The organism is Polaromonas sp. (assembly GCF_012927485.1).
In the GTDB taxonomy this organism is placed as follows: domain Bacteria; phylum Pseudomonadota; class Gammaproteobacteria; order Burkholderiales; family Burkholderiaceae_C; genus Polaromonas.
Genome location: NZ_JABBPC010000020.1, coordinates 60277 through 73021, shown reverse-complemented (window position 1 = coordinate 73021; position 12745 = coordinate 60277). Strand labels below are relative to the sequence as shown.

Genomic DNA, 12745 nt, shown 5'->3' with positions numbered 1-12745 from the left:
CGGCCGAAAACGCACTCAAATTATGGAAACCAAGGTAGCTACCGTCCTGAATAAATTCGACACGCTGAATACCCTTCGTCGGACGCTGTATGAAACCATCCGGCTGCATGTGGGCTTCACGGTGTTGGGTCTGCTGTGCCTCGCCTTCTCGGTGCTGGCGATCCCGATGTTCGCGATCTTGCCGCGCGGGCTGAGCAAGCGAATTGGTCGCAAGCTCATCGCCGGGATGTTCCGAGTTTATTTGCGCTTGTTGGTTGTGATGGGCGCATGCCGCTTCGACCTGACCGCGCTCGACGCGCTGAAGAACGGACCGGCCATGATCATCGCGCCTAATCATCCGTCATTGCTCGATGCCGTGATGATTTTGTCCCGGCTGCCAGATGCGGCTTGCATCATGAAAGCCGACATCGTTAACAGCGTCTTTTTTGGCGCCGGTGCGCGGCTGGGAGGCTACATCCGCAACACCCCGCTTCGAACCATGGTGCAGTTGGCGGTTGCCGATTTGCACCAAGGTAGCCATTTACTGCTGTTTCCCGAGGGTACGCGCACCATGCGGTTTCCTGTGGGTCCGATGCAGGGAACGACCGGCTTGATTGCCAAGTATGCCGATGTGTCGGTACAGACGGTTTTCATTGAAACCGATTCAGGCTTCCTGGGCAAAGGCTGGTCCGTTTTGTGGACTCCAAAAATGCCCATCACTTACCGAATACGGCTCGGTAAGCGCTTTGATCCGCCAAGGCATACAGCAGATTTTTCCAGCGAGCTCGAGCGCTACTTCCAGTCGCAGCTGGCGCATGCCCAGTTGCCCGACTTTCCCATCTCGGGTCCACCGGCGTGACCAGGACTTGTCTTCGGTATTCTTTCTATGTGGGTTCAGGCGAATGAATGGTTCCTTTCCCGCCGTGTCCCGCACGCACCTTGTCCTGATTCCCAGCTACAACCCCGGTCCCAAGGTGTATGAAACGGTGCGTTCGGCACGCGCGCAGTGGACGCCGGTCTGGGTGGTGGTGGACGGCAGCACCGATGCCAGCCTCAAAGGCTTGCAGGACATGGCGACGCGGGATGATGGTTTGCGCGTTCTCGTGCTGCCGCACAACGTAGGGAAGGGCGCTGCCGTTTTGCATGGCCTGGATTCGGCTGCGGCGAAGGGCTTCACGCATGTGTTGACGATGGACTCGGATGGCCAACATCCAGCCCCGCTGATTCCCGTTTTCATGGCCGCCTCGGCGGCGCAGCCTGCTGCTATGGTGCTGGGTAAGCCGGTGTTCGCTGCCGACGCGCCCCGCTTACGCGTCAACGGCCGCAAAGTATCCAATTGGTGGGCTAATCTCGAGACCCTGTGGGCCGGCGTTGGGGACTCCTTGTTCGGCTTTCGCGTCTATCCGATCGCACCCTTGCGCGAGGTGATGGCTGGTCAGCGCTGGATGCGACGTTTCGATTTCGATCCCGAAGCCGTCGTGCGCATGTGCTGGCGTGGCGTGAAGCCGGTCAATCTGCCTGCCACGGTGCGCTACTTTCGCGTCGATGAAGGCGGGGTTTCGCACTTCAATTACCTGCGCGACAACCTGCTGCTTAGCTGGATGCATGGCCGCCTTTTTGCGGGCTTTGTGTTGCGCCTGCCGCTGCTCATCGCGCGGCGAATCAAAGGGACTTGAAACGCGCACGGTGAAGCAGGGGCGGCATTTCGCGTCCAGCATCTCCTGGCAATGGAGACGCACCAAGGTCAGTTTTAAATCATTCCCCCATTGATGGAGATGACCTGGCCGCTGATGTAGGCCGCGCGCTCGGAGGCCAAAAAACCGACGAGGTCAGCGACTTCCTCGGGCTGACCGGCGCGCTTCATCGGAACCAGCTTCGCAATGGTTGCCGCATCAAAGCTAGCTTGGCTCATGGACGTCGTGATGATGCCGGGCGCAACGGCATTGACCGTGATGCCTCTGCTGGCCACCTCCAGCGCGAGCGACTTTGTGGCTGAATGCAGTGCGCCCTTGGCTGCTGCGTAGTTCACCTGGCCGCGGTTGCCGGTAATGGCGGCCACCGACGTGATGCTGATGATACGGCCCCAACGGGTGCGGATCATCGGCATCATCAAGGGTTGGGTGACGTTGAAAAATCCGTGCAGCGACACGTCGATGACACGATGCCACTGCTCGGAACGCAGGCCCGGAAATACCGCATCGTCATGGATGCCTGCATTGTTGACGAGAATCTGAATCGGGGTGTTTTCTAAAAGCGGGTTGAGTGCGTCGGCCACCGCCGCACTGTCAGTGACGTCAAATACCAGCACCTGCGCGCTGCCACCCTGTGCGGTAATACTCTCGGCAAGCGCTTGCGCTGCGGCCACTCCATGATGGGCGTGGATCAGTACGTGGCAGCCATCCGCTGCCAACCGCCGACAAATGGCGGCGCCGATACCGCCGCTGCCACCAGTGACCAAGGCGTGTTTCATGATGCATTTCCTGAGGGGTGTGCGCGGGCTCTCTGGTCGGCGTTGACGACCACGGCCGCACGACCATCGAGCAGTAGTTGCCCACCTGCCTGGACACTGAATTGATACAAAATATGGGCGGCGCTGCTGCTGATACACCGTGCTTCGATATCAAGATCGTCGCAGATGTCGTCCAAACGCGGTACGTGAAGGGTAGTACCGCGCACGCTCACAAGGTATCCTGCCCGTGGCCGACTAGTGTCGGCGGGTGCCAGCAATGCGCCGTGTACTGCCATGGCTTGTGCGGCATATTCAATCCCGCATGCGGTGCCAAGCTGATCGTGTGAACGCAGCGGGTTATCTTTGTTGCGGTGGCTGCTGGCGCGACACTGAATACGCTGGCTATCCCAATGCACCACGTGATCCAGCAGGCACATGCTGCCCTGATGCGGAATATGAGCGGCGATCCAGGCGTTATCTAGCACGGTGTAATGTCTATCGCCAAACGCACGCAGTCAAGATAATCCAGCACCACGTGGGCGGCCTGGCGTTGCGCAACGCGGCGTAGCAAGGGCAGACTGCGCGCTGCAGGAATAGCTAGCCGCAATGCTTCCAGGGCGGCATTGTCCAGTGACTCGGCGGCTGTATCGGTCAGGCTGACGCTGATTTTCGACAACGCCCGAGCACTGCGCTGGGGCGCCAGCACCAAGGCCACGCCAAACGAGTCCGGGATAGTGCGGGCGCTGTTCAGTGGCTCCGGATAAGGGGTATCGCATGCCAGCAACAAGCAACGGTTGTTGTCCACGATGACTTGGGTCAGCGCCTCCAGCAAACCGGCGCCGAAGCTCGCGTCGAACGCGCACAGCACCGACGATGCGGTCATCGCGCCAGTGGCGATACTCCAGTAGCCTGCGGCTGCGTTATGTACCGAATTGTGGAAGCGGGTCGGCGAAATTTGGCGATCGTCTGACGCCAGCATCTGGCAGATCTCGTGGCAGTTGTAGCCGTCGCTACTAGAAGCAGAAAATACGCTGGGCAGGTGAGCCGCATTCAAACCGGCGGCTGTCACGGCTTCGAGTCCGGTTGCCAGGATCAGTTTAACGACGATGCTGCTGCGTCGGCGTTCAGCGGCCGGCAAGCTTAGCGGCAGAGGCAACATTGTCGGACTGGTCTGATAGGCCTGTTCCTCCGTAAGTATGGCCACGCTGCTTGGCCAGTCGTTGAAGCCAGGTCCCAACAGGCCAATGCCCTCAATGTAGGCGGTGAGTGGATTCATATCAGTTGGCACGCGGGTTCATTCGTCCAAGCAGCAGGCTGCAGTTGGTACCGCCAAAGCCAAACGAGTTGCTGAGGACATACGACACCGGCTGCTCACGATTTTCCAGCAGGTAGTTGAGGGGTAATGCCTGATCAAGCTGCTGGGTATTCAAGCCGCCCGGCAGCAGGCCGTGTTGCACTGCCAGCGCGCAGATAACCGCTTCCACGGCGCCGGCTGCACCCAGCGTGTGTCCGGTAGCGCCTTTGGTGGAACTGCATGGCGTGGTAGGTCCGAACAGCGCCGATACCGCTTTGGCCTCGGCCGCATCGTTGCTTTGGGTCGCGGTGCCATGCAGGTTGATGTAGTCAATATCTGCAGCGTCGAGTCGGGCCATTTTCAACGCACCCTGCATGGCTATTCGGGCGCCGAGCCCGTCAGGGTGGGGTGATGACATGTGATAGGCGTCGCTGGATTCCCCTACCCCCAACAGCAGCACCGCATCGGCACTCGATTGTTCCGGCACAGGTTCCAGCAGGGCGAAGGCCGCCGCTTCACCGATGGAAATGCCGTCTCGGGCGGTATCGAACGGCCGGCACGCCTGAGTGGAAATCAGGCCAAGGGAATTAAACCCATACAAGGTGGTCAGGCAGAGTGAATCAACGCCGCCGACCACCGCCGCGTCTATCAGTCCCGCCGCTATCATGCGGCGCGCCGAGGCAAACACCTTGGCGCTGGATGAGCATGCCGATGACACTGCAACAGCAGGACCGGTCAGGCCAAAATAATGGCGGGTGAAATCGGCAACAGAAAAGGTATTGTGGGTCGTGCCGTAGATAAAGTCGGCGGGTAATGCGCCGCTCACCGGGTCGCGCCGGCGGTAGGCCAACTCGGTTTGCAGAATACCGGAGGTACTGGTACCGATGAATATGCCAACGCGTTGGGCGCCGTATTTTATTTTGGCGGCCGCGACCGCCTCAGCGAAGTCGTCCTGAAGCAATCCCAGCAACGCAAGCCGGTTGTTGCGGCAATCGAAATGGGCCAGTTGCGGCGGCAGCTTCACGGCATCCACACCCGCGACCTCCCCAATGAAGGTGCGCAAATCAACCGTATCAAAGGCGCAGGGCACCAACCCGCCGCGATGTTGGCGCAGGGCGGAGAGGGTTTGTTCGAGGCCGCGACCCATGCCGCTGGTCGCTGTGAAATGGGAGAGCCAGAGCGAGTTCAAAGAAACAATCTAATGAGGTTGAATTTTAGCAATTTCAGGTAGTCGGTTTGATTCGAATGATCCGTTAAAGGGAGAGACGCCGTTCTTGCCCAGCGCTCTCGGCATGCGCCCGATGACGCAGTGACAGATAAGCCGTCAACCCGCCCAGTGCGACACCCCCCCACATATCCACTGCCACGTGCTGGCGTGTCGCTAATGTGGAATAGATGATGCCGACACACCAGATCCAATTGACCAAGAGTATCCACTGCGGCCCGCCGAAGCGCCGCAGCAAGTGATGTAACCAGATGCCCGAAAAAATGGCGGTAGCGACATGAAGTGACGGGAAGGCATTGCCGGATGCATCCATGTTTTTAAGGAAATCCACGCCAGGATAGCGGGTCCAGTCGATGTCGGCTACCGGCACAGCCGTGGGCCAGAAGTAGAAAACGATCAGTGCCGCAAGGCAGGTCCCCGCCATTGCCAGGCCGTACGCGTAGAGTTCCCGCCGAGTCGCAAGCAAGATCGGGGGCAAGGAAACATAGACCCACAATGAAATATACAAGGGCATGGCCAGTGGTTGGAAGCTGATCAGCCGATCCAGTAAGGTGTAGGGCATCACCGTGATCGGATAGGCAGGGAATTTCAGCAAGTAGAAGTAGGCACCAAAAAACAGGCCGATGAAAAGCAAGGTTCCGGCACCTTTAAGACACACGTGTTGGGGTATCACCGCTGCGGCTTGCCGGTACCAGGGCGGCTGCGCGTCGGGAATTCTCATACCAAAGCGTGCCGCAAGGTGACAAACTGCAGGCCGGCAGTCACAGCGGACTTCAACACGGCGGGCAGGACTTCGAGAATAACCGGGGTACCGAGGGCGGTGCGTGCAGCATTGCCGTCGTGCAACAGCAAAATCGCACCGGGTCTGAGGCCTCGTAATAATTTGGTTTTCACGCGCCCGGCGTCGCCAATCCGAGTGTCAAATCCGCGCACTGACCAACTGGCAAGTTGCAAGCCGAATCGAGCAAGCACCGGGTCGAGAAAAGGATTGCGCAAGCCGGCTGGCGCGCGAAAAAACGACGGGCGTTGTCCTGTAATTGTCGTGAGTGTGTCTTGTGCCGCTTGTAATTCACGCTTCAAAGCGCGCGTTCCCATCAGTGAAAAATAATGCCGATGGTGCTGGCTATGGTTTTCCACAACATGGCCGCGGCGTACGATTTCGCGGCACAAATCCGGGTACTGGGCCGCTTTCTCGCCGATGCAGAAAAAGGTGGCCTGGACCGCGTAACGATCAAGCAGGTCCAATACCTGAGGGGTAACGATGGGATCGGGGCCATCGTCGATAGTGAGGGCGATCTCATTTCTGCTGGTGGCGGCCGCCGGTAATCGTGTCCAGTTCGATCCTAGCCAGTGGCTGCGTGGCCACAAGCCGATCGCCGTAATCAGCAAATGATTGCCGACCACGGCACCGATCGCCCAGCGCCATTCTCCTGGCTCCGCGATCAGTAGCAACACCGCCAAAACGTGCAGCAGCACGGATAAGCGGATTAGCCGCGTGGCTTGCCAGCGCGTACTAGACATGGGCTTTCTTTGCAAAGATGGCGGAATAAATCAGCGCCAGAATCACGCCCGGAGCGACGGTGACCCCCATCGCTTGCAGTATGGAGACGTTGGAAAATGCAAGCAGCCCAAACCCCGCGACCGTGGTGAGGCTGGCAAAAAACATCGACGCAAGCGTGCGGGTGGAAATAGGCCGGTGTGGATCAGGCCGATCAAAAAACAATGCGTAATTCGAACCCACCGCGACCACCAGGAGCAAGCCCACCAAATGAAGAATAATCAGCTGCTGGCCAAAAACCGCCAATCCGGCCGTGACGCTTATGACCGCAGCTAGCAGTGGCGCGAGAATGCGCAATACCCGCTTAGGCGAGCGAAAAACCCAGAGCAGTAGTCCAATAATAGCGACCAGTCCGCCGAGCGACAGCAGAACGACTTCGTGCAGGTAGCCGGAATACAGGTGGTCGGATTCGGTTTTCATGTCTACGAACAGCACATCCGGCAATCCTGTGCTGCCTAACGCGGTGCGAATATGACTGGCGTTGATGCCGATGCCCTCCGGTGCGGTCAGTGGCAACAAAGCTGTCCAATGATGGTTTTTCTGCAGCAGCAACGCATCTACGGCCATGGCCATCGAGGTCTGCTCGACAGCGGAAGCCTGCAGCAAGGGCTGGCTGCGCGCGGCCGCTACGTCGGCTAGAAACGGAGCAAACAATTCTGCGCGCACTGGCAAGCCTTTGAGCGCTTCTGAAAGACGTGCTTTCAACACGTCGGGAGGGGGCAAGCTGGCCTGTCGCGCGCGCTGTGTCGCCGTGCTGGGAAGATACCGGCTGGGACTTTCGAAGCCAGCGAGTTCCCCTTTATCAACTTGCGTTTGCAACAGTGCAGAGACTTGCTCGGAAGAGTTCAATACGGCTTCCCGGCTCGCGCCGGACACTACCACCAGATAACGGACATCGGGTGCGCCCATGTCCGCGCGCAGACTCTCATCAAGCGCCACATCGGCCTGAGACACCGGGCTCAATGAGGCTATCTTGTCATTCAACAGGTTGGAATGGTTTTGAACGAGAAAGGCGCAGGCCAGCAGCAACATTAGCGCGACCGGCCAGCGCAATACCGCAGCGCCCTGGGCCAAACGCGCAAGCACGCGCCCGATAGCCGAGACATCATGGATGCGAAAGTTGGCGGGCAACAAATGAGGCAAGACGAAACGGGTCACTGTGGCGGCGGCGATCAGACCGGCAATTGAATACAGCCCGAGTTGCGCCAGACCTGGAAAGCCAGACATTAAAAGCGATGCGAAGCCGACTATTGACGTCAGCACGCCGAGTCGGACGGTAGGCCAAAAGCGCTTGATCCAGTTGTCTTGGTCCGCATCATTCTGCTCTGATTGCACAAACAAATAGATTGAATAATCCACCGCTTCTCCGATCAACGCGGTGCCGAATCCCAGCGTGATACCGTGCACCGACCCAAAGCCCAGACTAACTGCCGCAACCCCCGCCAACGCACCGCTGACAACCGGCAAAAAACCCAGTGCCAGGGCGGTAAAAGACCGATAGACCAGTAAAAGCAGCGTGGCAATGAGTAGGACGCTCATGAGGGAAAGGCGACTGACCTGACTTTTGATGCTGTTGCGTGACGTCACGGAAAACACGCCAGGGCCGGTCATCACGAGCCGGGCTGTAGGGGCTGCGCTGGCGGCGGCGTGGAACGCTTGAGAGATCGCGGCCATGGCGCTCTGCTGGGCATCGGTGTCGGAGCCCGCGGCGCGCGTTTGCATGAGCAGCAATGCGCGTGCGCCGTCGCGAGAGGCCCAGGCGCCGTCCACGATCCGTGGCGGGCTAGCGTGATTGAGCTGATCGAGCAGTTGCACCATTTCCCCGGTCGGATCGCGTGGCAGCATGGCCTTGACCAACAGGCCCGCAGGCGAGGCGAGCAGATCGATACTGTCGCTGACGGCTGCATGCAGACCGTCCACGCTGAAGCGCGCCGGCGTCACCGCAGCGCTCAATAGGTAACGATTGGTGAATAGAAAAGTACGGTCACGCTCGGTGTTGACGGGCTCGCCATTGTTGACAGTAACAAACGACGTGTCGGCGCGCAGTTGCTGGGCGATTTGTTTGGAAAGCCGAGCGCGGCCAAGCCCGTCCGCTCCCTCGATACCCACCAGAATGAGGCGGGAGGCCAGGCCCTCACGCAGTTGATCCATGAGCAGCTGCTGCTCAGGCGTGGGGGTACGCGGCAAAAAGGCCGACAAGTCGGTCGTGAAGTGCGTACGACTAATAATGACGCTGCAGCTTAGCAAAAACGCCAGCCACAGGGCGACTACGGTGATGCCGCGACGGCGAGTGGTCATCATTACGGCAGCGCTGATTTTTCAATGGTCATCAGCGAGCTGTCACCATCCGCCTGGGTCGTTTCAATGCTGCGCACCTGGTCGCGGACACCGGCGATGCGAATGCGCTGAATCACAGCCTGCATTTTTTGATCCAGCGGCAGCAGTTGCAAGGTCCAGCGTTCGGCCGTGCCATCCAGGCTCAGTCGGTAGTTGCGTTCCAGCGCTGTGCGGTCGCCCGCCAGGGTGCCACGAATGCTGCCGATGAAAGCGGCCAACTCCGGGTAAGCCTGCAATTGAAGGCGATATTTCTGCCGGCCTCGTTCAATCAACAGCTCGCCGCCGTTGACAACCATGGATTCAGGTTTGGGTTTAAGCGTGCGTTTTTCAAGCCGGTCCGGCGCAGTGTAGAAAAGCTCTCCCGATGACTCGACCGGCTTGTCGAGCAGCGCGATGTATTTTGTGTCGACAAAAGTAGCGCGGCTGGATTTGTTTTGCGCCAGTGAATCCATCAGCTGCTGAAGGTCCCAGGCCGCGAAGGCGGCTGGGCTCAGCACTGTAAGTGTCAGTCCGGTTGTTAATGCGAGCAGCGTGAATGCCAAACGCTTTGGGAGCCCACGTAGCCTGCGCGTCCGCATCATCGCGAAGAAGGAAGAGTGAACAGGAAAGGTCATGTGATTTCTGCGGGAGGCTTGACCTGGGGCGAAACGGAGGCTCGCCAAAAGTCAAAAAAATTGAACCAGTTGTAAGGCGCCCGGTAGCAATATTGCTCCATCAGCGCAGCATAGCGCGTCATGGCCGCATGTACCGCGATCGTTCTGCCGCGCGGGGCCAGCGCTGAAAAATCAGCGAGACTTTCAAAGTGAATATCGTAACGATTGCCGCCGCGGTACAGCCCGGCCATGAAGACCACTGGGCGTTTCATGATGGCGGCCATCCTGAACGGACCCAGCGGTAGCGCAGCCGGGTCCCCTAAAAAATCAACGGCATAGGTATCGTCTTTACCCAATGAGCGGTCGCCCAGCATACCGACGACGGTACCTTGGGCTAGCAGCTCGTGGACCTGAATCATTGAATCGATGTGGCCTAGCGCAATGATGTCCTGCTGTGCCTTGGGGTTGATGGCATTTAACGCTGCGTTGATCTTGCGCGCGTTGTCTTCATACATGACCATCGCCACGCGCAGGCCAGGTTGCTTGCGGCCAATGGCTCGAAGCACTTCGAAGCTTCCCAAGTGAGCGCCGATCAGGAATACGCCTTGGCCAGTGGCCACGATATCGTCTATGAGTTGGTCGTTATGAACTCGAATATCGAACAGCTCAAAGCGGTCGTTGACGAGGTAGACACGATCGTGGATCACCGACGCAAAACTGAGGAAGTGTTGAAACAGATGTTGCCAGCCTACTGCACTGTGCGATCCCAGTTTGAGTACCCGGCGCAAATAGCTTCGCGACATGCTGCGCGCCGCAGGCGCGAAAGCCAGAAAATACGCCGCAATTCCATAGAGCACGATGCGGCTCAGGTGCCGGCCCAGGCGCAGCGAAATCCACGTCATCACGCGCAGCCAAAACATATTGCTGCGCTCGGGTCGTTGCTTCCATTCAGCGCTTCCTGGTAGCGCGGCGTTGCGCTTTGTCGTCATGGGAACGAGGGCAGCACCAGCGTGCCGGTGGCTACTTTGCGGCTACCGCTCGAAATGTCGAAACGCGTGCTGCCCGAGGCGTTGGTGGTATGGGAAATGGTCAGGAACTCGCCCGGACCGACCGGACTGAGAAATTTGGCGGAACTGATCTGGCAAATAGTCCCGGCGCTGTCTCCATCTGTTGAGGGACGCCGTGATTCCAGCACGGTGTGTATGGCAGCGTCCAGCAATACGACCCCCGGCAGAATCGGAGCGCCTGGGAAATGACCCGCAAAAGCGGGATGGTCTGGTGCAATGAAGAGCGTGGACTCACCGCGCATGGGTGGTGCCCCTGTGCTTGTGCGCAAGCGCTAAAAGGGAGCTACGCGGCAATTTTCCCGTGCTAATGCGAGGCAATGCGTCCAGAATCACGAGGGGTCTGGGAATGAAAATGGCGTCAATGCGCTCGCGCAACGCTGCTAATAGAGTGGACGCCTTCATGCCTGGAGCGACCGCAAAGGCCATCAGGCGAGTCACGTTTTTACCCTCGTCATCGGTAGGCATTAAAAACGCCCCGTCGATCACGCCCGGCACCGCGTTGAGCTGGTAATTCAGGTAGTCGAGCGAGCTGCGTTTACCGGCAATATTGATGAGATCAGCGGTGCGGCCATGCAAAAGAAAGCGCTCGGCAGTCACCAGCTCAAGCTCATCCGCCAGGGGGAGCGCCTGTTCAATATGTCCGCCCGAGGCCCAGACGCGCCCTTGCTCAGCGCGGAGCTTGACTTCCGGAAACAGTGTCCACTCTGCCGTTTCGGTCGTGCGGCGGGAGGCGATCTGGCCGGTCTCGGTCGAGCCGTATATCTCGAGCAGTGGTGCCTGCAGGCGGGTCTCGGCGGCCAGGGCCAGTTGGGGCGGCATCGGTGCCGTAGCCGACAAAACGAGATCGGGCGAAGGAATGACGAGGCCCGAATCAAGCAGTACCTTCAGGTGCATTGGCGTGATCACCAACATGCAAGGGCGGTGGGCGGAGGCCAGTGCGGCGCAGATGTCGGCCGGGTAAAACGGACGGGAGGCACTCATTGCGGCACCACTCTGAAAGGCAATCAGCACGCTCGACTCAAAGCCATACATGTGTTGCGGCGGCACCGTGGCCACGATCGTGTGGCGTCGTCCGTCGAGCAAGCCGAGCCGGGCCGCCTCGGCACGCACACTTTGCACCAGGCCACCCCAGCTCTTATAGTGGGCAACGGGGGTGCCTGTCGAGCCTGAAGTGAACACGATGGCCGCCGTTCGCGCGGCGGGAATTTGCGGGATGTCGTGCAACTCGATTGGTGCTCCAGCCAGAGAGCGAGAAGTCGCTGCATCGGTCCATGCAAATAGCGGTAAATCGATCGACTGCGGCTGGTCCGTCAGACAAAACACGTCAGGGGCGAAGCGCTTGATCTGGCGGACCATTTCCGGCGTCAAGGTGGGCGGAAGCAGGCTAATCTTGTCGGCCAGCAATGCCGCAGCCATGCCGACGGCAAATCGGTAGCGATCGCCGCAGGCATTGAGGACATGCCGACCGGCGGGCAACGCAGCAGCCAGATGCCTGACGTCGGCGAGAAAATGCGCCACAGTGATGGGCTGGCCCAAACTGTAGGCGAATATATCCTCGGCGTGAGAATGCGTAACGAGCGGGAAGGTGGTCATGGCTGGCGCGCCGGTTTTTTTGAAGATGCTTGCCGGTAGGCACGAATTGCGTCAAGTGGTCCAGCCCGGTCTGCGGGCGGCAGCACGAACCAGCGCACGGCATACTCGCCGACGAACATTAATACCAGCAGAGGAATTCCCAAGAGGTTGGCAAATGCAGACCAAATGTAAATGGGTGCGAGCCAGAATAGCAATAGGGAGAGCCCTGTAATGCTGCCAAAGTACACAGTCCACGCCCATGTGGCGGACCGCGTGTAGCGAATCAGCGCAGGCGAGAGGCTGCCGTGCACGATGCTGGCAAAGCGTGAAATCATAGGCGTTTGTCCGCGCTGCAAGGTCCGGCCGAAGGCGCCGCACAGAAGCGCATACATGCCCGCATGCTGGAGTAAAAATAGCCAGTTGTAATGTGCAACCAGCCAGCCGCTCATGCTAAAAAGCACGGCGCAGGTCGCCAGCCACAGGGCCAGCATCGCCACGCGCTGCGGAGAACGCCAAGCCATAGCGAACGCCAGACCGACCAGCGGCATTACGGCGACCAGGGCGTTGAATAAATTCGGGGTGGCTGACGAGGCGGCCAGATGTGAGAGTGCCGAGTAGCCTATGCCTAATGTGATGAGGGCCACCCAACGAGAGGCCTGCCTTAGCCGTGT

The 12745-nt window shown here is 59.2% G+C and carries 14 protein-coding genes; 2 read left to right on the top strand and 12 right to left on the bottom strand.

The window, feature by feature from the left end; all coding sequences use genetic code 11:
• Positions 1 to 22: 22 nt before the first annotated feature.
• Together HHJ16_RS08400 and HHJ16_RS08395 are read left to right on the top strand one after the other, a co-directional pair.
• Positions 23 to 838, top strand: a complete 816-nt coding sequence (locus tag HHJ16_RS08400) for a lysophospholipid acyltransferase family protein (protein ID WP_293642146.1) — start codon at positions 23 to 25, stop codon at positions 836 to 838.
• 43 nt (positions 839 to 881) lie between these two features.
• Complete coding sequence (locus HHJ16_RS08395) at positions 882 to 1655, top strand: glycosyltransferase family 2 protein (RefSeq protein WP_293642145.1); 774 nt, start codon at positions 882 to 884, stop codon at positions 1653 to 1655.
• A gap of 74 nt (positions 1656 to 1729) precedes the next feature.
• Here HHJ16_RS08395 and fabG read toward each other — a convergent pair whose 3' ends face one another.
• From fabG to HHJ16_RS08340, 12 genes are all read right to left on the bottom strand, one after another.
• A complete protein-coding gene (gene fabG, locus HHJ16_RS08390) occupies positions 1730 to 2449 on the bottom strand; it encodes a 3-oxoacyl-ACP reductase FabG (RefSeq protein WP_293642144.1) in 720 nt (239 codons plus the stop codon).
• The gene (locus HHJ16_RS08385; RefSeq protein WP_293642215.1) at positions 2446 to 2865 is read right to left on the bottom strand and encodes a 3-hydroxylacyl-ACP dehydratase; all 420 of its coding nucleotides are present in this window, start codon (positions 2863 to 2865) and stop codon (positions 2446 to 2448) included. The genes fabG and HHJ16_RS08385 overlap by 4 nt, the downstream gene beginning before the upstream one ends.
• A gap of 41 nt (positions 2866 to 2906) precedes the next feature.
• Positions 2907 to 3704, bottom strand: coding sequence for a beta-ketoacyl synthase chain length factor (locus tag HHJ16_RS08380; RefSeq protein WP_293642143.1), 798 nt, complete (start codon positions 3702 to 3704; stop codon positions 2907 to 2909).
• A gap of 1 nt (position 3705) precedes the next feature.
• A complete protein-coding gene (locus HHJ16_RS08375; RefSeq protein WP_293642142.1) occupies positions 3706 to 4911 on the bottom strand; it encodes a beta-ketoacyl-[acyl-carrier-protein] synthase family protein in 1206 nt (401 codons plus the stop codon).
• Positions 4912 to 4975: 64 nt separating this feature from the next.
• Positions 4976 to 5668, bottom strand: coding sequence for a phosphatase PAP2 family protein (locus tag HHJ16_RS08370; RefSeq protein ID WP_293642141.1), 693 nt, complete (start codon positions 5666 to 5668; stop codon positions 4976 to 4978).
• Complete coding sequence (locus HHJ16_RS08365) at positions 5665 to 6468, bottom strand: polysaccharide deacetylase family protein (RefSeq protein ID WP_293642140.1); 804 nt, start codon at positions 6466 to 6468, stop codon at positions 5665 to 5667. Before HHJ16_RS08365 ends, HHJ16_RS08370 begins: the two co-directional genes overlap by 4 nt.
• Positions 6461 to 8806 (bottom strand): MMPL family transporter, encoded by a 2346-nt coding sequence (locus HHJ16_RS08360; protein WP_293642139.1) that lies wholly within the window; start codon positions 8804 to 8806, stop codon positions 6461 to 6463. The genes HHJ16_RS08365 and HHJ16_RS08360 overlap by 8 nt, the downstream gene beginning before the upstream one ends.
• Positions 8806 to 9423: a LolA-related protein gene (locus HHJ16_RS08355; RefSeq protein WP_293642214.1), complete on the bottom strand. Its 618-nt coding sequence runs from the start codon at positions 9421 to 9423 to the stop codon at positions 8806 to 8808. The genes HHJ16_RS08360 and HHJ16_RS08355 overlap by 1 nt, the downstream gene beginning before the upstream one ends.
• Positions 9424 to 9452: 29 nt before the next feature.
• The gene (locus HHJ16_RS08350) at positions 9453 to 10424 is read right to left on the bottom strand and encodes an acyl-CoA synthetase (protein ID WP_293642138.1); all 972 of its coding nucleotides are present in this window, start codon (positions 10422 to 10424) and stop codon (positions 9453 to 9455) included.
• A complete protein-coding gene (locus HHJ16_RS16885; RefSeq protein WP_366557479.1) occupies positions 10421 to 10744 on the bottom strand; it encodes a 3-hydroxyacyl-ACP dehydratase in 324 nt (107 codons plus the stop codon). The genes HHJ16_RS08350 and HHJ16_RS16885 overlap by 4 nt, the downstream gene beginning before the upstream one ends.
• Positions 10734 to 12095: an AMP-binding protein gene (locus HHJ16_RS08345; RefSeq protein ID WP_366557478.1), complete on the bottom strand. Its 1362-nt coding sequence runs from the start codon at positions 12093 to 12095 to the stop codon at positions 10734 to 10736. Before HHJ16_RS08345 ends, HHJ16_RS16885 begins: the two co-directional genes overlap by 11 nt.
• On the bottom strand, positions 12092 to 12718 hold the full coding sequence (locus HHJ16_RS08340) for a hypothetical protein (protein WP_293642137.1): 627 nt from the start codon (positions 12716 to 12718) through the stop codon (positions 12092 to 12094). Before HHJ16_RS08340 ends, HHJ16_RS08345 begins: the two co-directional genes overlap by 4 nt.
• Between the last annotated feature and the right edge of the window lie 27 nt (positions 12719 to 12745).